The 24272-nt window shown below is 70.1% G+C and carries 19 protein-coding genes; 9 read left to right on the top strand and 10 right to left on the bottom strand.

The annotated features are described in order from the left end of the window. Positions 1–6: 6 nt before the first annotated feature. The 7 genes from F4562_RS23330 to F4562_RS23300 all read left to right on the top strand — a co-directional run bounded on the left by F4562_RS23330 (position 7) and on the right by F4562_RS23300 (position 7929). Entirely contained in the window at positions 7–861 is an 855-nt protein-coding gene (locus F4562_RS23330) for a class I SAM-dependent methyltransferase (protein ID WP_184541150.1), read from the top strand. Beyond that, positions 858–2015 carry a LuxE/PaaK family acyltransferase gene (locus tag F4562_RS23325; protein ID WP_184541151.1) on the top strand — a complete coding sequence of 386 codons (1158 nt, stop codon included), beginning with the start codon at positions 858–860 and terminating at the stop codon, positions 2013–2015. The genes F4562_RS23330 and F4562_RS23325 overlap by 4 nt, the downstream gene beginning before the upstream one ends. A gap of 4 nt (positions 2016–2019) precedes the next feature. After that, the gene (locus tag F4562_RS23320) at positions 2020–2928 is read left to right on the top strand and encodes an alpha/beta fold hydrolase (protein WP_184541152.1); all 909 of its coding nucleotides are present in this window, start codon (positions 2020–2022) and stop codon (positions 2926–2928) included. 255 nt (positions 2929–3183) lie between these two features. Next, entirely contained in the window at positions 3184–3951 is a 768-nt protein-coding gene (locus tag F4562_RS35950) for a phosphotransferase (protein WP_184541153.1), read from the top strand. A gap of 145 nt (positions 3952–4096) precedes the next feature. After that, positions 4097–5632 (top strand): B12-binding domain-containing radical SAM protein, encoded by a 1536-nt coding sequence (locus F4562_RS23310; RefSeq protein ID WP_184541154.1) that lies wholly within the window; start codon positions 4097–4099, stop codon positions 5630–5632. Positions 5633–5711: 79 nt separating this feature from the next. Beyond that, positions 5712–6887, top strand: a complete 1176-nt coding sequence (locus tag F4562_RS23305; protein WP_184541155.1) for an aminoacyl--tRNA ligase-related protein — start codon at positions 5712–5714, stop codon at positions 6885–6887. Between the two features lie 7 nt (positions 6888–6894). Next, the gene (locus F4562_RS23300; protein WP_184541156.1) at positions 6895–7929 is read left to right on the top strand and encodes a S66 peptidase family protein; all 1035 of its coding nucleotides are present in this window, start codon (positions 6895–6897) and stop codon (positions 7927–7929) included. Between the two features lie 174 nt (positions 7930–8103). Here F4562_RS23300 and F4562_RS23295 read toward each other — a convergent pair whose 3' ends face one another. The 6 genes from F4562_RS23295 to F4562_RS23270 form a co-directional block, all read right to left on the bottom strand. Then, positions 8104–9297 carry a M20 metallopeptidase family protein gene (locus F4562_RS23295; RefSeq protein ID WP_221206787.1) on the bottom strand — a complete coding sequence of 398 codons (1194 nt, stop codon included), beginning with the start codon at positions 9295–9297 and terminating at the stop codon, positions 8104–8106. 194 nt (positions 9298–9491) lie between these two features. Further along, positions 9492–11030, bottom strand: coding sequence for an amidohydrolase family protein (locus F4562_RS23290; RefSeq protein ID WP_246473523.1), 1539 nt, complete (start codon positions 11028–11030; stop codon positions 9492–9494). Continuing rightward, positions 11027–11623, bottom strand: a complete 597-nt coding sequence (locus F4562_RS23285; RefSeq protein ID WP_184541157.1) for a hypothetical protein — start codon at positions 11621–11623, stop codon at positions 11027–11029. The genes F4562_RS23290 and F4562_RS23285 overlap by 4 nt, the downstream gene beginning before the upstream one ends. A 177-nt stretch (positions 11624–11800) precedes the next feature. Continuing rightward, a complete protein-coding gene (locus F4562_RS23280; RefSeq protein ID WP_184541158.1) occupies positions 11801–12373 on the bottom strand; it encodes an Ohr family peroxiredoxin in 573 nt (190 codons plus the stop codon). A gap of 304 nt (positions 12374–12677) precedes the next feature. Further along, positions 12678–13955: an MFS transporter gene (locus F4562_RS23275; protein WP_184541159.1), complete on the bottom strand. Its 1278-nt coding sequence runs from the start codon at positions 13953–13955 to the stop codon at positions 12678–12680. A 204-nt stretch (positions 13956–14159) separates the two neighbouring features. Beyond that, positions 14160–15722, bottom strand: a complete 1563-nt coding sequence (locus F4562_RS23270; protein WP_184541160.1) for an MFS transporter — start codon at positions 15720–15722, stop codon at positions 14160–14162. A gap of 80 nt (positions 15723–15802) precedes the next feature. Between F4562_RS23270 and F4562_RS23265 the strand changes: the two genes are divergently transcribed. Further along, positions 15803–16681, top strand: coding sequence for a LysR substrate-binding domain-containing protein (locus tag F4562_RS23265; RefSeq protein WP_184541161.1), 879 nt, complete (start codon positions 15803–15805; stop codon positions 16679–16681). A gap of 169 nt (positions 16682–16850) precedes the next feature. On the opposite strand, the gene F4562_RS23260 is transcribed toward F4562_RS23265, so the two are convergent. The 3 genes from F4562_RS23260 to F4562_RS23250 form a co-directional block, all read right to left on the bottom strand. Next, entirely contained in the window at positions 16851–17300 is a 450-nt protein-coding gene (locus tag F4562_RS23260; protein WP_184541162.1) for an ATP-binding protein, read from the bottom strand. A 347-nt stretch (positions 17301–17647) separates the two neighbouring features. Then, on the bottom strand, positions 17648–18604 hold the full coding sequence (locus F4562_RS23255; RefSeq protein ID WP_184541163.1) for a TIGR03885 family FMN-dependent LLM class oxidoreductase: 957 nt from the start codon (positions 18602–18604) through the stop codon (positions 17648–17650). A gap of 235 nt (positions 18605–18839) precedes the next feature. Next, complete coding sequence (locus F4562_RS23250) at positions 18840–19901, bottom strand: hypothetical protein (protein WP_184541164.1); 1062 nt, start codon at positions 19899–19901, stop codon at positions 18840–18842. Positions 19902–20266: 365 nt separating this feature from the next. Between F4562_RS23250 and F4562_RS23245 the strand changes: the two genes are divergently transcribed. Beyond that, a complete protein-coding gene (locus F4562_RS23245; protein WP_184541165.1) occupies positions 20267–21241 on the top strand; it encodes an SCO6745 family protein in 975 nt (324 codons plus the stop codon). Between the two features lie 145 nt (positions 21242–21386). Here the strand turns inward: F4562_RS23245 and F4562_RS23240 are convergent, their stop codons facing one another. Continuing rightward, positions 21387–24212: a glycosyl hydrolase gene (locus F4562_RS23240; protein ID WP_311733963.1), complete on the bottom strand. Its 2826-nt coding sequence runs from the start codon at positions 24210–24212 to the stop codon at positions 21387–21389. Between the last annotated feature and the right edge of the window lie 60 nt (positions 24213–24272).

The following is a 24272-nucleotide window of genomic DNA, read 5'->3' as shown; positions in this document are numbered from 1 at the left end:
CCATCCATGACTTATGACCTCGCCTACGAGGACAGCGTCAAAGAATACTTCGCCGACAAGGCCGAAGAGTACGACCTGGTGGACCAGCAAGAATACTGGAACCTGTCCGACCGCCTGTTGTGGTCGGTGTTCAGCAGGACGCTTGACGAGTTGCCGGAGGACTTCCGCTTCCTGGACGCGGGAGGTGGGACGGGACGCTGGAGCTCGAAAATCCTGGAAGCGTACCCGAAAGCGCGGGGCGTCCTGTTCGACCTGTCGGTCGAGATGTCGCAGAAGGCCCGCGAGAAGGCCGAGCGGAACGGCTGGTCAGACCGGTTCGAGGTCGTCAACGGGCGCCTTGAGGAAATCGACTGCTCACCCGTCACCGGGCCCTTCGACATCGTCTTCAACTTCCACAACGTCCTCGGGTTCGTGCAAGACGTGGAGGATGTGCTCAGGCGCCTGAGCACTCTCGTCGCCCCGGGCGGCTATCTCCTGTCGTTCGTCCCCAACCGCTACCACGTGATGTTCTTCAACATCATGACCCGTCAGCTGGACGAGGCGGAACATCCGACCGTCAGCCGCCGGGGCCGGTTCACCACCACGATGCCCCACATGCACGTCTTCACCCCGGCCCAGTTGGAGAACGTCTACCGGCGGCTGGACCTGGAACCCGTCCTCACGACCGGTTTCCCCAACCTCATCTACCCCGGATACCAGGAGACGCAGCTTCGCGGGCAGACCGAGACCCTCGCCAGCATCCTCGGTGACGCGGACTCCTTTGAGCGGATCTACCGGCTTGAGCGCGCGGTCCTGGAAGAGCCGGGAATCGCCCCACGGAGCAACAACCTCTACGTGCTGGGAAGGAAGCTGGCCAGGTGAACGAACCCATCACGCGAGACACCGGGGCATCCCTTCTCTGGGACCCGCTCGAAGCGGTGAGCGTGCTCGACGACTGGGTGTTCCAGCGGAGTGACATCTACCACGCCTCGGCCGCGGAGATCGAGACGCTGAAGCTCACGATGGCACGCAACGCGGTGGACCACCATTTCACACACAATCCCACCTACCGCCAGTACTGCCAGAAATCCGGCTTTGAGCCCGACCAGCTGAACACTCTCCAGGACCTGGCCCGCATCCCGCTGATCACGTCATCCCAGTTCAAGATCAGCCAGGTGCGCACCGGCCCAGAAGAAGCGATCGTGAAGGTCTGCACCAGCTCCGGTACCCAGGGCTCGATGAGCCTCGTCCATCGCGACGAGACGACACTGTGCCGGTTCCTCGGCTCGATCCAGGGGAGTGTCGACCAGCTCCTGGGCCTCGACGACGCCTTCTGCCTGCATCTGGGGCCCTCCAAGGAAGAGGCCGGAGACCTGTGGTTCTCCTACGCCATGGCCGTCACGGACATGCTCTTCCCGACCGAGAACTTCGTCGTCGACGGCGTGTTCGACCCGGCGAAGGTCGTCAGGCGGATCCAGGAGGCGCGCGGCGACGCTGAGAACGTCCTCCTGGTCGGCGCTCCGATCATGTTCCTGCACCTGGACGAGTACATGACGGAGAACGGCATTCTCCTCGAAGACTGCGAGAACCTGTTCGTCATCACGGCGGGCGGCTGGAAGCGGTTCCGCGGCTCCTCCATCCCGCGCGAGGAGTTCGTCGGCCACCTGACCAAGAGGTTCCAGGGGCTGGACCCGAGCCGCATACGGGACTTCTTCAACATGGTGGAGCTGAACAGCATCCTGGCGGAATGCGAATTCCACGTGAAGCACGTTCCGCCGTGGATCCACGTCCTCACGCTCGACCCGCGGACGTTACAGCCGGTCGCCAACGGGCGGCAGGGACTGCTGGCGTTCGTGGACCCCACCGCGACGAGCTATCCGGGATTCATCCTGACCGACGACTACGCGCGCACCGTACTCGACGGGGAGTGCCGGTGCGGGCGGCGCGGTCAGGGAATCGAGTTCACCCGTCGTGTCGAGAAAGTCGAGTCGCGCGGCTGCGCGCTCAAACTCGACCGCGCACAGCTGAATAGGTGATCCAATGCACGCCGAGTATCAGGAAGAAGTCTTCGAGGTCAAAAGCCCCGAGGGCAGGCGGATCCACTGCGTTCACAGCATCGCGGCACCGGACGCACCGATCATCGTCATCGCACCCCAGTTCGAAGGCACCGTACGGCACGGCCTGCTGCCGATGCTCTACCTGGTCAGCAACGGATTCCAGGTCGTACGGTTCGACTACACGAACCACCGGGGCAACAGCGAGGGCGAGTTCGATCGTTTCACGGCCTCCTCGGCCCGGTCCGACCTGGCCGCGGTGCTGGGCACCGTCAGCAAGTCGCTCGCCTTCGGGAACGGCCTGTCGCTGTTCGCGGGAAGCATCAGCAGCCGGATCGCCCTCCGGCACCTGGCCGAGCAACCGGCGGGGGTCGACGCGCTGGTCTCCATGCTCGGGGTCGTCGACATGGGCTCGACCGTACGAGCGGCGACGGGACAAGACATCGACCTGCTGATCGACGATCCGGATCACTTCTACGGCCGGCAGAAGGCGCTCAACTACATGATCGACGGGGATTCCTGGATGCGTGACCTCCTGCAGAACGGGTGGCACTCCCTGTCCGGAACGCGGCAGGACATCGACCGGATGACCACGCCGACCTACCTGATCGTGGCCGAGGCGGACGACTGGGTCGACATCGACGACTACTCGGTCGCGTACGGCGGAAATCCCGGAGTCCTACGTCACACCTACAGAATCCCCGGCGCCGGCCACGAGCTGCACAAGAACCCGGAAGCGAGCAAGTCCGCGCTGCGCGCCGCGACCCGCGCTCTGCGCGAGTTCTACGGCATGAGCGACCAACCCCTGATGGAACCCACCATCGCGGAACTGATCGCAATCAACGGCCGTGAGCGCCGGCGTGAGACGCGATACCGGCTGGAACCGGCGGGCTGATCGGTATTCCTCGTTCCGCGTGGGCACCACCACGGGAACGAGGGACCTTCCCGAGGTGTGAATCACCGGTAGCCGGAACGACCACACGAAGGTTGGGCAATGCCACGGATCTCCTGGGAGGAGCTGCCCCCAGGTCTACGCGCGTCCATCGAGAAGCGATCGGGCACACGGGTAACCACAGCTGACGTCGCCCACGGCGGATTCTCCCCGGGCTTCGCGGGCGTACTCACCCATGCGGACGCTCGGAAGTCGTTCGTGAAGGCGACGTCCAGCGGCCTCAACGCGTACGCCAGGGATCTCTACCTTCAAGAGGCCCGCGTACATCTCTCCCTCCCGGCGGAACTGACGGGCCCGGCGCTGTCATGGACGCTGGAGTGGGAGAACTGGGTGGTGCTGGCCTTCCCCGTCGTCCCGGGCGGGAACCCGCCCACCCCATGGTCCACGGAGGACGTCGACGCCGTCCTCCGTGCCCTGGACGCCATGCGGGGTCAGCGGTTGGACGCGTCCTACGACCTGCCCGAGGCGGACGTGCACTTCGCCGCGGCGTTCGAATCGTGGCGGTCGCTCTCCGCACTCGACATCGGCGTTCTGCACCCCTGGTCGGCCAGATGGCTCGATGCGCTGATCGACCTCGAACAGCGGGCCGTCAAGCTCCTGCGAGGCTCCCAGCTGCTTCACGCTGATCTGCGCTCCGACAACATCATCGTGACGCCTGGGAGGCCGCCGGTATTCGTCGACTGGGCTTACGCGTGCCGCGGGAACGCTCTGGTGGACGTGGTCTACTTCTTGCTCAGCGTGGCCGCCGACAACGGCACGGCACCGGAGGACGCGACTCGCCGGATCACGTCGGACTACGCCGCGAACCCCGAGGACGTCACCGCCATAATCGCCGGCTTCGCCGGCTGGTTCTCCTCGATGGCGCGTCAGCCCAGCCCGGTGGGACTGCCGACGCTACGTCCCTTCCAGGCGCGGATGGCCGAAACGGCGCGCGCGTGGACGGAGCAACGAACGGGGTGGCGCTGATTCCCCGCCGACGACACGGCGGAGACCAGTCACCATGAAACGAGACGGTGGGATGAACGTTCTACTGATATCAGGACTCGGCCCGACACTGAAAAACTCGGATTACCTCACGGGTACCTTCCTCGAATCGAGGAACGGTGATGCCGTGGCTGCGGAATACCTGGCGGGGACGGCCCTGGAAGGCTTCCGACTGGGCCGCCTCGCCTTCCATCACCAAGGTGACGACTACCCTCTGCTCCGCCCGCGTTACTACAACGTCCCGCACCTGACGACCTTCACTCTGGAACGCATCCTCGAACGCGCGGGTGTGACCGCCGAGCACTACGACACGACTCAATTGTGGGATACGGAGACACCGCCTCCACTGCGACACGGCGCCTATGACGCCGTGCTGCTCTCCACGAGCTTCATCTGGAGCGATCGCGACCTGCAGCGGGTCGTCGACTGGATCGGCTCGGCACTTCCGGACGTCCCGCTGATCCTGGGCGGCCAGTACAGCAACTTGAAATACGCATCGATCATGCGGAGCATGCCGCGCGTCGACTTCATCGTCCGGGGTGACGGGGAGGAGGCGCTCCCCACCCTCCTGACAGCCCTGCGCAAGGGCACGGACCTCGGCGCCGTACCGAACCTCGTCTATCGCGAGCCCCGGGACCTCATGGGCTACCGGGTCAACCATTTCGCCTACTTGGATCTGGAGGGGTATCCATCGCCCCATCCGAACGGGAAGTGGCGGGTCATCCCCTACGAGTCCATGCGCGGGTGCCCGTTCAGCTGTAAATTCTGCTCGTTTCCGGCGGCGAGCCCGAAGTGGAGGTACAAGTCCGCTACGAAGATCCGCGACGACTGGGCGTCATACGCGGAGATAAACAACGCGACGTACATCTCGGCGATGGACAGCACGTTCACCGTGCCTCCGACCCGGCTGCGTGAACTCATGAAGCTGCTGCCCGACGTCGGAGTCGGGTGGGAGGCCTACAGCCGCGCCAACGTCCTGAAGACGCCGGAGCTGATCGACCAGCTGGCAGCGAGCCACTGCCAGTTCCTCTCGATCGGTTTCGAGTCCATGAGCGACAGCACGCTGAAGCACATGAACAAGAAGGTGACGCGCAATGACAACCTCCGTGCGTTCCGCCTTCTGACGGAGGGAGGGCTGGGTTACCGCTGTTCCTTCATGGCCGGATACCCCGGTGAGACGCCCGACGACTTCGCGCTGACCCGTGACTTCCTCGCAAACGAGTACGCGGGCCACTTCATGCTGAGCGTCTTCAGCATCTCGGACGAGACGATGCCTCTGTGGGAGGACCGGGAGCGTCTGAAGATCGAGGTCCATGACCCCGACAATCCCGACTACTCGTGGTCGCACATCGGAATGGACGTCCACGAGGCGCGCAGGCTCAACCACGACACGCTCGACCTGGTCCGCCATACGAACGACCGCGCCGTACTGCGCCTGTGGCAGGCCGAGTACCAGCATCTGCTCATGCCTCAGCTCGGCAGGTGGGAGAACATCGCCGTCGAGAAAGCGGTCGAGCGCATAGGGATGACACCGAAGGATTTCCGCGACGTCGACCGCGGGGTCGCCAACATACGGACCCAGCTGGACACGCTCGCGAAATACGGTGTCTTCGTGGCCGGCCCGGAGGCCCGCATGACCGACCGACCACTGTTCCACCAGTGACAAATCATTCTTCCCCACACAAATACGAAAAAATGACTTCATTTTCAACCAAGCGAATATCAGGGGCAAGGGTGATAATGTGGGAATAACTGTTCTGCGTTCGGACCCGTGGCTGTGGCCGTCGTTTTCCGACTTCTCCTCCGGAACGCTGGATCGCTCCCGGTTGGAAGCGCTCATCGCCGACAAGAGCATCGGTGCCGGACTGCTGACATGGTCGCCCGTCGGGTTGCGGATACGCGAGGCGCTGTGCGACCGGCTGCGGTACGAGATCGCGGCGGCCCACTTCCAGGAAATCGAGTTCCCGCTCCTCCTGCCGCCGGAGCTGTCACTGGAGGTGGAACGCCTGCGTCCGCACCAGCACCAGATGTACAGAGCGCAGGCGCCCATCAGCGGGGTCGTCGGCCTGGGCGCGACATACGAGGAGACCTTCGAGCACTGGATCGCCGGCCGAGGTCTGTTCACCCGCGACGAGATCCGGCTGTTCCAGATCGGACCGAAGTTCCGGCACGTCGACAGCCCCAAGCGGCTAATTCGGCTGCGCCAGTTCATCATGTGCGACCTCTACGCCTCCGCCCGAACCCGGGAGGACCTGCGAAAGATACATGCCGAGGTGGAGGGAACCTTCGAAAGGTTCCTCGACTGGATGGGCATCCCCTACGCGCGAGTGGAGGTGCTGGAACGCGATCTCGCGTACGTGCAGTTCGTCGTACACGACGCGGGCGGCGAGGAGCGGCTGGACGAGCGCGGGGTGTCCATCCGCGCTTCCGAGTCGTTCGGTGACCTTCGTGACGTCGGGCGGACCAGCACCGTTGCCATGTACATGGAGGTCGCCACCTCCCGGCAGGAAGAGCACGCGATCGCCGGCTCCTACGGGTGGGGTATCGAGCGCCTGATCAATCTTGTCCTGGACCGCGCGTGCGGAACGGGTTTCCGTTCGATGCCCGGTCCGCTCAGGCCGTTCCAGTTCGCGGTTCTGGCCCACCCATCCCTCAGCAGGGACGAGATCAGCGGCCTGCGCGACGTCCTGGGACGCACCCTTTCGGGCGACGTGGCGTGCCTTCTCGATGATGCGGTACGGCAGAGTTTCGGCATGAGGGAGGATCGGGCCGTCGCGCTGGGTTGCGACCTGGTGGTCGTCATCGGCAAGAGAGAGCTGGAGGAGGGGACGGCGATCGTCGTCAGATCTCCCCTGGACGGACCGCAGACCGTCTCTCTGGGAGATCTGCCCGGCATGCTTTCCGGCAACGGGATGTGAGAGACCGATGAACGAGCTGATACGACGTGGCGAGCACGACCCGGTACGACGTCCGCCCCGGCTACGTCCGGGCGACCACGTGCGAGTGGTATCACCGTCTTGGGGCGGAGGCGACGTCTTCCCCCGGCGCTTCGCGAGGGGCATCGCGAACGTGCGCGGTGAGTTCGGCCTACGGGCCGAGGCCGCCGACCGGAGGACAAACTCCATGGAGTGGCGCTCGGGAACACGACGAGAACGTGCGCAGGAGTTCAACAACGCATTGCGCGATGAAGGCGTCGCCGGTGTCCTCTGGGCGGTGGGCGGTTACGCGGCCACGCACATCCTGGACCTGCTCGACTACGATGCCTTCCGCCGCAGCCCCAAGGTCATATGTGGTTACTCGGACGCCACGGTGCTGCATCATGCCCTGTACGCGGTCAGCGGCTGCGTGACGTTCTACGGCCCGGCGGTCCTCACCCAGATGGGGGAATGTCCCGCACCTCATCCGTTCACGGTGAACGAGTTCAAACGTGTGGTCATGGAGGCGGGACACGGCCTCTTCCCGCGATGCGAGGACCTCATCGAGGAGTACGTGGATTGGGCACTCGACTCCACGCAGCCCCGGCGGGTGGACACCGCACCGCCGCGGGAGGCCCTGCGAGGCGGAACGTCGGCGGGGCCCCTTCTCGCCGGCTGCCTTCCAAGCGCGCTACAGCTGCTGGGCACCCCCTGGCAGCCGGACTACCGCGACCATGTCCTGGTGCTGGAGTTCCCCGACGTCGACTACGGCCCCGCGCAGGCCGACAAGGATCTGTGGCAGCTGCGACACGCCGGCCTTCTCGACGGAATCGCCGCCCTGGTCGTCGGCCGTCCTCGGCTCTGGAAGGCCCATGCCCGTGAACAGCTGCGGGTGATCCTCGGCGAGGTGCTGGAGGGGACGTCATACCCCGTGGTGACCGAGTTCGAGACAGGTCACACGGACCCCATGCTGACCCTGCCCATCGGCGTGCCCGTCGAGGTCTCCGGCACCGACGTCACACTGCTCGAACCGGCGGTCTTCTGATCTCGGGAAACGCCCGCGATACCGGCCGCCGGACGCCGATCCGGCCGGTCTCCGGTGAGACCGGCCACGACGGCGGGCCCGCACGGAGACTGTGCGGTCGCACCCGCCGACCATGAAGCTCAGCCCTCATGAGGTCATGGAAGGGCCGCCCGAAAGCCATGCGCTCCGAGCGGCTCAGGCGACGGCACCCGTGTCCGCGCCGATGACGCGCGCCGCACCCAGGTAGGCGGCGAGCAGGCTCTCGGCGACCGCCGTCACGGTCTCGTCGCCGGGCAGGAAACACGGACTGTGCAGACCCGACGCCGTGTCCGTCCCCACGAACATCATCAGGGACGGAACGACCGTGGCGAAGTGCGCGAAGTCGTCGGCGCCGCAGGAGCGGAGGGTGGCCGGGTCGTGGTGCACGACGTCGGTGAGGAAGCGGGCGGTCTCCTCGGCGAGGCGGGCGTCGTTGACGAGGACCGGCTCTCCGAGGGAGACCTCGACCTCGGCCTCACAGCCGTGGGCACGGGCGATGGCCTGGGCGATCTCGCGGAACCGGTCGTGCAGGTCATGGCGCCACTCCTCCGACATCGTGCGGATCGTGCCCCGGGTGACGGCCACGCCGGGGGTGGCGTTGGGGGCGGTGCCCGCGGTGAGCGTGCCGAACGTGACCACGGTGGGCAGCATCGGGTCGGCGTCACGGCTGACGAGCTGCTGCGCGGCGACGACGGTCTGGGCGAGGGCCAGGATGGGGTCACGCGACAGGTGCGGGTAGGCCGCGTGCCCGGCGCGGCCCCGTACCGTCAGCGTGAACTCGTCGGAGGAGGCGTTGACCGCGCCGGGGTCGCAGGAGGTCTCGCCCGCGCGGAGCACCGGCTGGACGTGCGCCGCGACCATCGCGCCGACCCGCTGCCGGGCCAGCGCGCCGGACGCGACGACGTCGCGGGCGCCGGAGGGGTGCTTCTCCTCGCGGGGCTGGAGCACCGCGACCATCGGCACCGGCGGCCGTACGCGGTCGACGGCCCTGGCCAGGGCGACGAGCGCCGCGAGGTGGACGTCGTGGCCACAGGCGTGCATGGCGCCGTTGCACGAGGCCCACGGGACGTCCGTCTCCTCGATGATGGGCAGGGCGTCCAGCTCACCGCGTACCCCGACGGCCGGGCCGTCGCCGCCGACGCGGAGGACCGCGCCGGTCTCCGCGACCCGCTCCAGGGCGTCACCGGGGGGCAGGGCGTCGAGCACGGTCTTGAGGGTCGGCTCCTCACTGCCGGACACGCACGGTTCGGCGTGCAACTCCCGGCGCAGCTCCCAGGCGGCGGGCAGCTCGGCGTGCAGGGCGGCACGGAGACGTTCGTACAGGGCGGCCATCTCGTACGGGGTGGTCATACAACCTCTCCGGGTCGGGGGACGTTCGCATCTTCTCCGGGTTCCCCGAACGGCGTGGTTCACGCGGACATTTCGGTCATGCGTGATCATCGGGATGGAACGCGGTGCTGAGGCTCCGGCCTTCCGAGGGGTCGCCCTCCCATCCGCGATCACCGTTTCCTCCGGGGTCGTCCTAGGTCACCCCGTATCCGGTTTCAGCCAGGATCGTCCTGGGTCCTCCCGGGGCACTCCGGGGTCCTCCCGGGGCACTCCGGGGTCCTCCCGGGGCACTCCGGGGTCCTCCCGGGGCACTCCGGCGCCTCTAGGCCGTAGACGCGGCGGGCGTTCTCCGCGCCGACCATGACGGCCACCCGTACCGCCTGCTCCTGGCTCCACTCACCGTCCGTGACGAAGCCCGCCAGGACCCGGGTCATCGCACGGCGCCACAGCAGAGCACCCAGATGGTGCAGCTCCGCCGGGCCCCAGGCGTCCGAGGAGAAGAGGACCTTCGCGAACGGCGCCGTCTCCAGGCTCTCCGCGACCACGGCCACACTGCGCGCACCGGTGTGGTTCACGCCCAGCCCGACGTCGAAGTAGACGTGCGGGTAGACCTGGGCGAGGAAACCGGCATGGCGGTGGAACGGGTAGCAGTGCAGCAGGAGCAGCGGGACACCGCTCGGCTCGGCGAGCTCGATGAGGCCGCGCAGGAGCAGCGGGTCGGCACGGCGGAGGTCGACGTCGGGGTCGCCGAGTCCGGCGTGGAACTGAAGCGGCAGCGCCCGGTCGATGCCCGTCCAGATGAGGTGGCGCAGCAGCACCGGGTCGTCGACGCGGACCGTCCCGGCCCGCGTCCCCGTCCCCGTCTGTTCGGCCGTCCCCGTCCGCTCGGCTGCCCCGGCCCGCTCGGCCGCCCGCAGCAGGCGACCGGCCGCCCGTGTCACTTCGGCCGGGGCGGGCCGGGTGGGGTCGAGGTCGAACCCGTGGCGGTAGGCGACGACGGTCTTCAGGGCACGTGCCTCGCGGGTCCGCTCCCACAGGGCGGCCTCGAAGCGGGCCGCGAACCCGGCGGCGTCACCTCCCTCGGCGGCGACCCGCTCGGCCACCGCCTCCAGCCGGACGACCTCGTCGGCGGGGCAACCGGCCGCGGCGGCCATCCGCGCCGGGCCGAGGACCTCCTCCCCCCGGTAGCCCGTCTCCACCAGGAGACGGCCGAACCCGGCGGCGGTGAGCAGGCGCCGGTTCACCTCCCCGGCGCCGAGCTCGGCGCGGCGGGCGAGGTACGCCCCGGGGTCGGGGTGCGGGTCGAGGCCGAGGACGGGCGCGCAGTGCCGCAGGACGGCGAAGCCGAGCTGGGAGTCGAACTGGGTCATCCAGGCGGGCACCGGCCGGTCGGACTCGGTGATCAGCTCCTCGAACTCCCCACGCGGAAGATCACGGGAGGTGGCCCCGTGGACGTGGTGGTCGACGAGGGGAAGGGCCCCGATCGCCCGCTCCAGGGCCGCGTGCCCCGACCGCTCCGGCCGCTCCAGAACCGCCTGTCCCGACCGCTCCAGAACCGCCTGTCCCGACCGCTCCGGGACCGCCTGCCCCGGCCGCTCCAGGGCCCCGTGCCCCGGCCGCTCCGACTGTTCCGGCCGCTCCGTGACCGCGTGCTCCGTGACCGCGTGCTCCGGGACCGCCTGCTCCGACCGGCCGGAACAGCCCGGAGGCGGGCGGTCCGGTGGAACCCCGGCCGCCCGCCCCGCGGAACTCAAGCGGTTCCCACCAGCTTCCCCACCGAGTGCATGCGGCCCTTGCCGGAGGAGAACGTGTCCTTCACGATGCCCCGGAACACCTCACCCGGCCGCTGCTGCTCCCCGTGCAGGGAGGTCAGGACGACAAGAGCGCCCGTGACCCCGGGGATGACCCACTGGAGCACGCTGAGCTGCTGCTGTGCCTTGGCGACCTCCTCGGGGGTGGCCTCGTCGGGCTTGGTCGCACCCTCGGCGATCACCTCGCCGGCCTCCTCGATCTTGGCGCCGAGGACCCTGCTGTAGGCGGTCGCGGCCAGCGCCACACCGGTCAGCACCGTCTTGGCGACGGTGTTCGCGGCCACCCCCTTCTGGTGCCCCACGCGTCCCCTGTTGGCCAGCAGCAGACCGACCGAGCCGACCAGATGCACGGCGATGCCCGCCGCGTTGACCGGTGTCCACATCTTCCACCCGGTGTTCGCCACCTGGGCACGCTGCCGCTGGTCGTTCACTGTGGAGGCGGCGCCGTTGAGGCCGACCGCCCCCATCAGCGAACCGCCGAACCAGATGGCGAGCCCGACGTCGTGCATGCTGCGCACAACGGTGTTGCGTCTCATGCGTTCTCCTTCTGTCCCCCGATGATGGATACGCAGTACCGCGATGAACGTTGTCCCTCTGTCACCTCTATGGGCGATTGACTACCCCCTGGTCACACGCGGAACGCCCTCTCCGGGGCAAGATTGGGGCGGCGAGCGTCCAAGAGCCTCCCGGTCAGGCACCCAAGAGCCTCCCGGTCAGGCGAGCTGCACGCCGACGTCGACGTTGCCCCGGACCGCCTTGAAGTACGGGCAGTGCTCCTGCGCCTGCCCGGCGAGACGGGCTGCCGTGTCCCGTTCCGCCTCCGGCAGGTGGACCGTCACGTCGACGGCGATCGCGTAGTCGTCGCCCTTACCGCGCTTGCGCAGCTCCACGGCGGTGTCGACGCGGGCCCCTGAAGTGTCCACCCCGGACCGACCGGCGATCAGTTCGAGGGAGCTGTGGAAGCAGGCCGCGTAGGCGGCGGCGAGAAGCTGCTCGGCGTTGGGTGCGCCTCCCGGGCCACCGAGCTGCTCCGGGGCCCGCACCTCCAGGTCGAGCTGCCCGTCGTCGGTCGTCACGCGGCCCGTCCGGTCACCTCCGGAGGAGGCCCGCGCCGTGTAGAGGGTTTCGTAGTCTCCGGCGCCGGAACCGGTTCCGGTGTCGGGTCCGGCACCGCGGAGCTCGGCCTCGACTCCGGGCCCCGAGTAGTCCGGGCCCACGCCCCGGCCCTGCACCTCGGGTGCCGTGGTCCCCCGCTTCTCCGGTCCTGTTCGCGCATCCTGGCCCATGAGTCCGTCCCCCGGTTCCCCTGCGGGCACGCGGCTCCCGGTGCGTCCCCGTCCCGGTGCCGCGTCAACCATGATCTGAAAGCCCTGGATACCTACCCGGCAGGGCAGAAGCGACACGACTCCGGGATCTCCCCGACCGCCCGGACCGGCGGAACGGCCTCACGGCGCGGGACGAGGGCCCCCGCCCGTTCCTCCGCCGCATGTCCGGAGCGGGGTTCCTCACCAGGCTCCTCCCCGGGCTCCTCCCCGGGCTCCTCCTCGGGTTCCTCACCAGGTTCCTCATCGGGCCTCGGCGGCGGTCTCCTCATCGGGTCTCGGCGGTGGTCTCACCGGCCGGAAGACCGGTCGTACGCCGGGAACGGATGCCGTACGCCAGCGCGACGGCGGCGACGGCCAACGGGAAGACGGTGACCACGAGGAGCCCGGTGCGCAACCCCGAGCCGCCGTCGCCGGGAAGCGCCGCCGGCAGACCGCCCAGGAACCCGTCGGCGGTCGCGGCGGCGTCCGCGACGGCCCCGGCGACCCAGGGTCCGATCGCACCACCGGCGTCACCGAAGACGGCCAGCACCCCGAACATGGCCGCACCCCCGAAGGGGAAGCGGGCGGCGGCGAGGCTGAAGGTTCCCGGCCACAGGAGGCTGACGGCCAGGCCGCACACCGCGCAGCCGACCAGACTGACGACCGGATTCGCGGACAGGCAGACGACCAGGTAGCAGACGGTCGCCAGGGTCCCGCAGGCGGCCATCGTCGGCGCCAGCGGGATCCGCTCGCCCCACATCCCGTAGGCGAAGCGGCCGACGCCCATCAGAACCGCGAACAGGCACGGGCCCGCCAGGTCACCCCAGACCTTCGACACGCCCAATCCCTCCTCAGCGAACAGGGACGACCACTGCGACATGGTCAGCTCGGCGGCACCCGCACCGAGCATGAGCACGACGGCGGCGACGAAGGCGGGAGCGGTGAAGAGCGCCCGCAGCGTCGTGCGGTGCTCGTCGGGCACGGTCGCGGGCAGCGGAACCCGTAGGAAGGCCACCATGTTGACGAGCGGGACGGCGGCCCACACCAGGGGCAGCACCTGCCAGGCGTCCTGACCGATCCAGGCCAGCAGCAGCGTGCTGCCCGCCACCACGGCGACCTGGCCCCAGCAGTAGAAGGAGTGCAGCAGGCTCATCGCGGCGGCCTTGCCCTCCTGCGGGCTGGGCAGGGCGTCGACCACCGGGCTGACGAGAACCTCCAGCAGGCCGCCGCCGACGGCGTAGATCACGACCGCGACGCACAACCCCAGGTACGGGGAGGGCAGGATCGCCGGCGCCGCCGACAGCAGCGCCAGCCCCAGCACCGACAGGACGTGGGCCAGCACCAGCGGGATCCGGTAGCCGATCCGGTCGACGAACCGCACCGCCACGATGTCGGTGACCAACTGTGTGGCGAAGTTCAGCAACACCAGGCGGCCGAGCATCTCCACCGGCACCTGGTACCGGGTCTGGAAGACGATGAACAGCAACGGGGCGAGGTTGTTGACGATGGCCTGTGTCACAAATCCGGTGTAACAGGCACGACGGGTGTGGTCGAAGGTCGTCATGGGGGTGCGCGCCTCTTCCTGCGATCATGTTCTGCGATCAGCCGGGGCACGCCCGCAGCAGTCCATGACACGCCGGGACGGTCCGCCCCGGCCCTCGCCTCCATGACGCGGCGGGACGCCCCGTCCCGGCCGTCGCCTCCCGTATCGGGCAGCAAGCGTACGGGGAACGCGGACGAGTGACGGCACCGGCCCCACGACGGCGGATCACCGCAGGACGGCACGCAGGGACGTGCCCCCGCCACCGACGGACTCGGGGCCGGCGGGCTTCGGGGCGCCGCCCCGGACGGCGGACCCATCGCCGGCGGGCTTCGGATCGGTGACCCGGACGGCGGCGGACCCGTCACCGGTGGTCCGGGCGGCGGCGGACCCGTCGCCAGTGGGCCGGGGGGCGGTGTCGAACCGGTGGGCCACCGCCACGAGGACTCCGGCGGTCACGGTCAGCCCCGCGGAGACGGCGATCACCGCGGGCCACCCTCCGGCCTGCCACCGGTGGGTGGCCAGCGTGCCGAAGACGGAGCTGCCGGTGTAGTAGGCCAGGAGGTACAGCCCCGAGGCCTGACCGACGCCGGCGCCGAGCCGGTGGGCACGGTCGGAGACCCAGCCGCTGACCAGGGAGTGGGTGCCGAGGAAGGCGAAGGTCAGCACACCGAGCCCGGCCACGATCAGCGGCAGCGGGGAGGGGGCGGTGAGCAGCACCCCCGCGAGCAGGAGCGCGACGCCGATCAGGGCGACCCGGCCTCGCCCGAGCCGGGCGGCGAGGCGACCGGCGGCCAGCGGCGCGGCCACGCCCACCGGGTAGGCGAGGAACACCAGCGCCGCCGCACCGCCCAGCAGGTAGGGGGCGGCCTCGAGGCGGAACGCCATGGCGTTGTACAGGCCGACGAAGGCTCCCATTCCGGCCGCCCCGACCAGGAACAACGCCACCAGGGCCGGGTCCCGGAGGGTCAGCCGGGTGGTGCGCAGCAGTTCCCCCGGCCGCGGGCTGGAGCGTACGAACCGGCGGGAGGGCGGCACCAGCACCCACAGGCCGCCGGCGCAGGCCAGGGTGAGTCCGCCGACGACGAGGGTCGCCCCCTGCCACCCCCACAGGGCGTCCAGCGGGCCGGGGAGCAGCCTGCCCGCCGCCCCGCCCAGCGCCGTGCCGGTGATGTAGGTGGCGTTCGCGCGCAGGTGGGCGCCGTGGTGCATCTCCTCACGCAGGTATGCCAGGGCGACCGCGGGCAGGCCGGCCAGCGCGACGCCCTCCAGGCCCCGCAGGACGAGAAGGCTGTGCCAGGTGGGAGCGAACGCGGACGCGATGCCCAGCACGGCCGAGCCCACGAGGGAGACCCGCATGATCGTCACCCGCCCCACCATGTCGGAGATCGGACCGACGAACAGCATGGCGACGGCCATGGTGACGGTCGACAACGACAGCACCGCCGACGAGGCGGCGGCCGAGACGTGGAACTCCTCGGCGACGCGGGGCAGCAACGGCTGGACGTAGTACAGGGCCACGAAGTTGGCGAGCCCTCCGAGCATCAGGCCGTATCTGATCCGGCGGTAGGCCCCGTCTCCCGGCCGGTACCCGGAGACGGCGGCCGGCTGCGTACCGGCAGGCGGCCGGCGTCCGGCGGACGGTTGGAGCCCTGCGGCAGGCTGCGTCTCGGCGGTCCGATGCGTACCGGCGACCTGGCGCGTCTCGGTGGTCCGGCACGCGTCGTCGGCCTGGTGCGTCTCGTCGGCTCGGCGCGTATCGGCGGCCCACGGCGTGAGGAGCGAAGTCACCGTTCGATGCTGACCTCACGCCCCTGATGCTCAAAATGAAGTATTTGACGGAGCTGATGCGCAGAACGCATCATCGCAGGGTGGACGTGCAAACCCTGCGCTGGTTCCTCTCACTTTGTGACACGGAGAACATGCGCGACACGGCGGCGCTGGAGGGCGTCCACCAGTCGACGCTGTCACGGTCCCTGGCCCGGCTGGAGGCCGAGCTCGGCGCCGAACTGTTCCACCGGCACGGCCGCAGGCTCGCCGTCAACCGCTTCGGTGCCCTGTTCCGTGACCACGCCGCGCGGGCCGTCGGCGAGCTCGACGCGGCACGCCGTCGCATCGACGCCCTGGCCAACCCGGGGACGGGCCTGATCCGCCTCGGGTTCCTGTACTCGGTGGGACGCTGGCTGGTCCCCGAGATCCTCCGCGACTACCGGGCCGCGAGACCGGGGATCAGGTTCGAGCTCCACCAGGGCCTCGGCCGCGACCTGTACGCGTGGCTGGAGCACGGCGACATCGATGCCGCGCTGGTCACCCCGCCGCCGGAGGGAGCGAACGCACGCTGGCACCTGCTGCGGGAGCAGCAGCTGTGCATCGCCCTGGCGGCCGGGCACCCGCTGGCCGGCGCCACCGAGCTGACGCTCACCGACGTGCGGGACGAGCCGTTCATCGCGTTCGCCTCCACCACGGACCTGCGCCGGGTCGTCGACGTCCTGTGCCGGGAGGCCGGTTTCACACCGGTGATCGCCTTCGAGAGCGAGGAGATCGCCACCATGCGGAGCCTCATCGGCGCGGGCCTCGGCGTGGGCGTGCTGCCCCGCCCCACAGTGCTCGAACACGACGACCCCGTCTACCGCCCCCTCGGCCCGTCGCAGCGCCGTCCGATCGGTCTCGCCTGGAACCCGGCGTCGGCCCAGACCCCGGCAAGCGCCCGGTTCCTCGAACACCTCGTCCCGCAGGAGCGGCGGCCGTGAACGCGGCTGCCGGGAGCCTTCCGGGGGACGGCCGATCCGACCTCCCGACGGACGGCCGGTCCGGTCTCCCAGGGGACGACGGGTCCAGTCTCCCGATGGGCGGCCGATCCGCTTTCCGTCCGCGACCCCGCCGGGAAGGCACCGGGAAGGCACCGGGAAGATCCCGCCCCTATTCGCCGCTGTGCCGGGGGACGGGGAACATCGGGGGGCGGCGGAACGGGCCGGGGAGGGTGAGGACGAACCACACGGTCTTCCCGCCTGCGGCGGGGTGGGTGACCCCCCAGTCGTCGGCGAGGGAACCGACGATCTGGAGTCCCCTGCCGCCGGTGGCCTCCATGTCACGGACACGCACGCGGGGGGTGCCCGCGCCGGGGTCGAAGAGCTCGCCGTGGACGAAACCCTCGCCGCCGCGGATTCTCAGCGCGCACGCGGCTCCTCCGTGCCGAATCGCGTTGGTGACCAGTTCACTGACGATCAGCACGCAGTCGTCCACCAGGTCGTGGGCTCCCCACATGGAGAGTTCCCGGCGGACCAGCGAGCGGGCGGCGCGGACGCTCGCGGGGGCCGCGGACAGCAGGCACTCGGTCGCGTACTCGGGGGCCACGTCCAGAGGGGCCATCGGTGAACCGTGGTGGAGAGACACTGCGCCTCCTCAATATGGGAGCGCTCCCACAACTAAATGTAGAACATTTGCCTAGTGGTGTGAATCCAATATGGCGTAATTGTTGCCGCTACGTCTCACAGGTACGACGGGAAGCCGCCTAGCCGGAGACCGCATCCCGGAAGGGCTGAACCGGCCCGGCCCTCCAGAACCGGGCCGACTTCTCGAAACCAGCTCGCCCCCTCGAACCTGCGCGGACCCGGAGGCCGTGTCCCGGACGGGCCGGACCGGGCCGGTCTTCCAGCACCGGCCCGGCCATGACCCGCGCCTGCGGCCCGGGGAGACGTCCACCTCCATGCGCACCGTCAGCGCAGCTGCGGCAGCACCTTCGCGCCGAAGGCGTCGATGAAGGCGCTCTGCTCCTGCCCCACGTGATGCAGGTAGATCTCTTCGAAGCCCAGTTCCGCGTACTCGTTGAGCAGCGCGGCGTGCCGGCCAAGATCGAAGGAGACGTTGACCACCCGGGCGACCCGGTCCGGCGGGACCTCCGCGGAGACGGCGTCGAAGAGTTCGGCGGTGTCGAGGTCCCAGCAGACCGGCGGCGGAAAGATGTTGCTGCGCCACTGCTCGTGGGCGATGGCCGTCGCCTCCTCGTCGGTCTCGGCCCAGCTCAGATGCACCTGCAGGGCCGCCTTGCCCCGGCCGCCCGCGTCCCGGTAGGAGCCGAGGACCTCGCGGAGCCGGTCGGCGGGGGCGTTCACCGTGATCAGACCGTCCGCCCACTCCGCGCACCAGCGCGCCGTCTCGGGGCTGACGGCGGCGCCCACCAGCTTGGGCGGGGTCTCCGGCCGGGTCCACAGCCGTGCCCGGTCGACGGTGACCAGGCCTTCGTGACTGACCTCCTCCCCCGCCAGCAGCGCCCGGATGACGTCCACGCACTCGCGCAACCGCCGGGTGCGGAGGTCCTTGCGCGGCCAGCGGTCACCGGTGATGTGCTCGTTGCTCGCCTCACCGGTGCCGAGGGCGGCCCAGAACCGCCCCGGGTACATCGCGCCGAGGGTGCCGATCGCCTGAGCGATGATCGCCGGATGGTAGCGCTGGCCGGGGGCGTTGACCACGCCGAACGCCAGATCGGTGGCCTGGAGCGCCGCTCCCAGCCACGACCAGGCGAACCCGGACTGTCCCTGCCGCTCACTCCACGGCGAGAAGTGGTCCGACGACATCGCCGCCCCGAACCCCGCCTGCTCGGCCCGGACCACCGCCTTCAGCAGCTCTGCCGGATGGATCTGCTCATGTGATGAGTGGAAGCCGTAGGTCGTCATGTCTCCCGGCTACCCGCACGGCGCCGGTCCAGTCGGGACGCCGGACGGTGTTCCCGAGCGGCGCTCCCGGACGGACGTGTGGCGGGAGACGCGGCCGCGTCTCCCGCCACCGGATCCCGTGGCGGGCGGGTCGTCATCCTCGGTCCCCGGCCGTCACATCCGGTGTCGCGCCGGTCGTGCGGCCGTCATGTTCGCGGGCCGCCGGACAGCGGCCACGACACCCCGTCCGCGTGCTCTAGAAAGCCGAGGTGTAGCTGACCAGGGACGTCCGGTCGACCCTGGTGGTGGCGTTGTAGCAGATGACGTTGCGGACGATCGCGTTGCCGCTGGTGTTCCAGAGGGCACCCAGGTTGCAGAACTCCGGCCCGGTTCCGTACGCGGTGACCTGGACGTGGTCCTGCAGCACACCCACCGCGGGGAAGACGATCAGGCGCTGGCCGGTACCGGCGGTCTGCACGGTGTTGACGCCGCCCAGCGAGTTGTAGTTCAGCGGCGCGGGCAGCGGGGCGTACGGACCGGGGTTGGCCGGGCTGTTGTCGAAGGTGTAGGCGAAGTTGTTCGGCGGGAGCGCCGCCCCGATGACGGAACGCTCACGCTGGTAGGTCAGGGTCCACCCGGTGTTGAGCGGAGCGCTCGTGGCGTTGTGGCAGCGTACCTGGACCGTCTGCCCGCCGGGCGCCGAACTCCAGCCGCCTACCTTGCAGCGGGCGGGCTGGTTGGGGTCGACCGCGGTGACCTGGAGGTTTCCGGCCGGTCCCGTCGAACCCAGGCCGGGCAGGGTGACCGTCCAGACCCCGCCGCCGCCGGCGACGACGTTCGCGGCGCCCGCGGAGTTGAACTGGGTGACCACCGCCGCGCCGTTGTAGTGCACGTAGCCGAACGCCTTCGGCGCGGGCAGCGTGCCGCTGCTCGTCTCGAAGAGGACCGAGTACGGGGTGAAGACCGGGGCCCCGCCGTACCGGTAGCACTGCACCGCCACCATCAGGTCGGTTCCCGACGGTCCCCACTTCTGCGCCTGGCACCAGTGGGCGTTCTGGGAGATCGCCGTGACGTGCACGACCCCTCCGGCGGTCGCGATCTGCGGGAACCTCACGAACGTCTGACCCGCCACGCCGGGGGAGACGCTGACGGTGAACCCGGGTGCCCAGCTGCCGGCCTGGTGGTTGGGGTCGGGGACGCCGGAGGTGACGTCGACGACGGCGAAGCCCCACTTGTCGGGGACCGCCGCCTGGGCGCCCGGCGCCACCGAGGCGAGACCGGCCAGGAGCATCATGGCGACGAAAAGCAATCTGGACATCACTCTTGGTAACTGACGCATGCCGTTCTCCATCGGCTCGGGGCGGCGGGGCGGCCGGACGCGACCGCGGCGCCGGCGACGGAAGAGGGAAGACGGGCGCACGGGCGGGGGTCCGGAGTCTCGATCCGTTCTGAGCCTTTGATAACCCCTCCGCCACCCGCTGAGAAGACCCAACATCACATTCGATATTGACTCGGTGTTCCTGACTGTGTCAGGGTTCCGCCCAGTCGCGTTCCAGGGCCCGGCCCGGTCCGCCGAGCGCTTCCGGTCGCCTCACGCCACGAGATCATCGGCGTGTTTCGCCACGTACGGTGTGAACATGGACGGGCTGATCCGTCGAGATCCACAAGAAGGGGTGTAAGACCGTGCCGGAGTCCGACTCCTCGAACATCCCCCGCACCATGTGGCAGTTGCTGGAGCCGCTGCACGCGGTCATCCACTTCGCCCCGGAGGGGAAGGCCGCGGCCGACGCGGTGGGCATGCGCGGCTTCTGGATGGGGTATTTCGCGATGCGGGCGGCCCCGCTGGGGCCGGTCGGCCCCGACGTCGTCATGGCGGCCTTCCACGGTTTCCCCCGGGCTCACGTCGCGCGGGCACTTCCCGACGCCTGGACGTTCGCGACGCCCGGCGACGTTCTGCGGGCCCGGCTCGACGGGGCGGGTGCTGCGCTGCGACGCCTGCTCACGGATGCGGCGGTCGAGTCGGACGCCATGCGCGCCGCCGCCGACCTCGCCTGGGAGGCCGCGGGACACACCGACATCGCGGGCCGGGTGCTGGCCGCGGCGAACCGGGCACTGCCCGACCCCGGGGAGCCGCACCTACGGCTCTGGCAGGCCGCGACCACGCTGCGCGAGCACCGCGGCGACGGCCATGTGGCCGCCCTCGTCGTCCACGGGGTCGCCCCCGTCGAGGCGCACCTGCTCAAGGTGGCGGCGGGCGAGACCGGCCTGGCCCATCTGCGGCTGGCGCGGCGCTGGGACGACGAGGAGTGGGACGCCGCGGCCGTCACCCTGCGGGAGCGGGGCTGGACCGACGGTTCGGGCCGCCTGACGGCGGAGGGTGCCCGATGGCGTGACCGGATCGAGCGGCTGACCGACGAGGCGGCGGCGGAGCCGTGGCGGGCCCTGGGTGAGGAGCGCACCGCGGCGCTCGCCCGGCTGCTGCGTCCGATGACCCAGACGATCATGGAGTCGGACGCCTTCCCGCCCGCCAACCCGATCGGCCTGCCACGGCCGTCCGCCGGGGACGCCAGGGAGGCCAGGGATGCCGGGGGCCACCCGGTGAACGGCGGCGTCCGCGAGGCCCGTGACACCGCCGGAGAGGCGGTCGACGCCCCGTAGGCCGGTGACGCCCCGGCACGGCCCGGAGCAGGTCCGGCACGGTTCCGGAGACCGCCCCGGGTCCGGGTCCGAAGCCGGGGCGGCCCGGAGCCGGTCCCGGCCCCCGGAACCGGCCCCGGAACCGAGGGCGGCCCCGGTTCCGGGATCAGCCGAACGGGAGCCTCACCAGGGACCTGTCGCCGACGCCGAGGGTGGTGGTGCCGCCGCCGATGGCGTTCCACACCTCGACGCGTACCCGGCCGCCGGACAGGTCGCCGAGTGTCCCCGAGGAGGAGTACAGGCCGGCGGCCTGGGTGTAGTGCTCCCAGCCCGCCACCGGATCGGTGGCGAAGTAACGGTAGGTCTCCACCCTGTCCCAGCTCCCGTCACCGGTCAGGTCGTACGAGATCCGCGCCTGGGTGCCGTTGGCGACCGTGGTGCCCGCGTCCACGAAGAGGTCGAAGGCGGTGGAGCCGCCGCGGTAGGGGGCGGTGAGGCCGGCGGTGGTGAACACCTGGGCGTTCACCGGGGTGCCGTCGTGGTTGCCGTTGGCGGCGGCCACCGTGACACCGCCCGGTGTGCCCGCCGTGCCCGGCAGCGTCCCGTCGGACCGCAGGTAGCGCGTCGCCGCGAACGGTCCCGAGGTCGGCGTCGGAGAGATCGTCGGGGAGACCGTGGGGGTGGGCGACGGCCCCGGACCGCCGGAGGCGTTGCCACCGCTCCAGGTGTGGGCGCCGGAGGTGACCGTCTTGCCGGCCGGCACGTTGAGGACGGTGCCGTTGGAGAAGGTCACCGTGAGCGGCCCGCGGGTGGTGTTGGACGCCGCGTAGGTGCGGGCGCCGTTCTTGACGAAGACCTTGGCCAGCGGATGGTCGGCTGTGACGGAGGTGTCGACCGTGCCGAGCGCGGCCAGGTTGCGGATCCAGTGGAAGGTGTGGGCCCGGCTCTCCCCCTCCTCGGGGGTGAAGCCGCCCCCCGCACGGAGGTTGGCCAGCGCGGCGTCCCCGTCGCCGAGCGCCAGGAACTCCCAGATGATGTCCTGCCACACCGTGGGCGGGCCGCCGTTGTTGCGCACCAGTTCGTTGTAGTTGGTGAGCACGTAGCCCGGGTTCTCGCCCAGGTAGAAGTGCCCGCCGGTGACCGGCAGCATGTTGATCCCCTGGATCATCTCCGGTTCGGCGCTGAACCAGGTGGCGTAGGCGCCGCCGTCGCCCCAGACCATGCCGACCGTGCGGTGGCCGAAGGCCGCGGGGAAGTTCTGGTCGCGCACGTCGAACCAGTACTCGCGGATCGCCGCCGCCTGGGTCGTGTAGATGAAGACGCCCGCGTCGCGGACGGCGGTGTCGCCGGTGGCCTGGCCCCACTGGATGAGGGCGTTGGCGAAGTTCATGCCCTCCGACGAGGACTCCTGGTTGTTGCCCGCGCCGAACGCCCCGTGCCCGGAGGCCCAGTCGTGCCCGGCGTAGATGTCGAAGTCGCGCAGGTAGGGGAAGCGGGTGTCGGAGCGGTCGTAGTTGTTGGCGTCGCGGATCAGCAGGTCGACCATGCCGCCGTACTGGGCGGGCTTGGCCCAGGCCGGGTCGAACTTGGCGAGTGTCGCGGCGGCGGCGATGTAGTAGCCGTAGTGGAAGTGGTGGTCGTTGAGCTCCTGGTCGGAGCCGTAGGAGGCCGGGTAGCCGATCAGGGTGCCCCACGCCTGGTCGAGGTGGAAGAGCCGGCTGGTCTCACCCGGCGAGGCGGTGAACCAGTCGTTGAGCCGGCCGCGGATGGCGTTGAGCGCCGCGTCGCGCACCGACGTCAGGTTGAGCTGGTCGGCGATCTCCGCGATGCGGGCGGCCCGGCCCAGGCCCTTGCCTGTCCAGTAGGTGTCGTCACCGCGGATGTCCAGGGGGTCGGCCAGTTCGGCGTTGAGGTGGCCGGTGATCGTGGCGAGGTCGGCGCCGGAGCCGTCACCGACCGCGGGGACCTCCGGCAGTACACCGGTGTACTTCATCGACGTCCTGAACTGGGTACCGGTGATGATCTTCATCGGGCCGCGCGCCGAGACGTACGTCTGCGCGAGCGGGGTCGAGCCGGTCAGGTGGTTCCACTGGTGGGGGTAGAGCGCGATGACCGTGCCGGTCGCGCCGCCCTGCCTGGCCGTGGTGGTGAAGGCGTACGTCGTGGTGAGCGTGGCGTTCGACGGGGTGTAGGAGTACGAGACCCGGGTGCCGGTGACGTGCGCGTGCGCGTACTGGCCGTAGGTGTTCGCCAGAGCGGCCCGATCGCCCCCGGAGGGCAGCACCGCCACCGAGAAGAAGCCCCGCCCGGCCAGGGACGAGCGGATCGTCGTCCCGCTGACCGTCCAGGTCGCGCCGGTCGGGGCGTAGGCGACGTAGTCGTGACCGCCCGCGGTGAAACCGATCGTCGCGCCGCCGTTGGACCACACCGCGGGGCTCCCCGACGTGGTGATCTGCGCGTCGCCCCCGGTGACCTGGAAGTACGCGAACGGCAGCCCGTGGCCGATGGTGGCCTTCATCGTCCGCCCGTTGCCGCTCCAGTAGGGCGTGACGGTCCAGTCGCTCCAGCCGTCCACCTTGACGTCCGGCGAGTTCAGGCCCGTGACGCCGACGCGGATGTCCTGGACGTACGGGTAGTGGAACTCCCCGACCCCGGTCGCGGAGCCGCTGATCGCGGGGGTGGTGGTGTACGAGAAGCCGAGACCGTCGCCGAAGGTGTCGTACGAGACGGGGTGGGCGTGCAGCGGTTCCCCGTACGCGCAGTCGGTGCGCTTGAACAGGATCGACGACCACCAGTCGTTGGTGGGGACGGCCCCTGCCGGGGCGTTGGCGGTGACCCACTGGCGCGGGTTGGTGGTGACGGACCCGCAGCCGGTGGGCAGCGAGCGCCCCGCGGGGAGCGTGTCGGCGTAACCGCCCGCGCCGACCACGGCGGCGTCGGCGGACCGGACGACGCCGAGGCCGAGCAGCCCGGCCGCCACCGCGACGATCACCGCGACGGTGAGACCTCGCCGGCGCAGGAGGCCGGGGGGCCGCGCTCCGCGGCGGGAGGG

This window comes from Streptosporangium becharense (assembly GCF_014204985.1).
Classification (GTDB): Bacteria; Actinomycetota; Actinomycetes; order Streptosporangiales; family Streptosporangiaceae; genus Streptosporangium; species Streptosporangium becharense.
Note: the sequence above shows the minus strand (reverse complement) of the source record. Positions and strands in the feature narration are given on the sequence as shown.

Excerpts from the sequence above, each read along its gene's own strand:
- F4562_RS23250 (WP_184541164.1), bottom strand. The coding sequence starts at position 19,901 with ATGTCCAGATTGCTTTTCGTCGCCATGATGCTCCTGGCCGGTCTCGCC.
- F4562_RS23320 (WP_184541152.1), top strand. The coding sequence starts at position 2,020 with ATGCACGCCGAGTATCAGGAAGAAGTCTTCGAGGTCAAAAGCCCCGAG.
- F4562_RS23275 (WP_184541159.1), bottom strand. The coding sequence starts at position 13,955 with ATGACGACCTTCGACCACACCCGTCGTGCCTGTTACACCGGATTTGTG.
- F4562_RS23300 (WP_184541156.1), top strand. The coding sequence starts at position 6,895 with ATGAACGAGCTGATACGACGTGGCGAGCACGACCCGGTACGACGTCCG.
- F4562_RS23295 (WP_221206787.1), bottom strand. The coding sequence starts at position 9,297 with ATGACCACCCCGTACGAGATGGCCGCCCTGTACGAACGTCTCCGTGCC.
- F4562_RS23285 (WP_184541157.1), bottom strand. The coding sequence starts at position 11,623 with ATGAGACGCAACACCGTTGTGCGCAGCATGCACGACGTCGGGCTCGCC.
- F4562_RS23255 (WP_184541163.1), bottom strand. The coding sequence starts at position 18,604 with ATGACGACCTACGGCTTCCACTCATCACATGAGCAGATCCATCCGGCA.
- F4562_RS23330 (WP_184541150.1), top strand. The coding sequence starts at position 7 with ATGACTTATGACCTCGCCTACGAGGACAGCGTCAAAGAATACTTCGCC.
- F4562_RS23260 (WP_184541162.1), bottom strand. The coding sequence starts at position 17,300 with ATGGCCCCTCTGGACGTGGCCCCCGAGTACGCGACCGAGTGCCTGCTG.
- F4562_RS23280 (WP_184541158.1), bottom strand. The coding sequence starts at position 12,373 with ATGGGCCAGGATGCGCGAACAGGACCGGAGAAGCGGGGGACCACGGCA.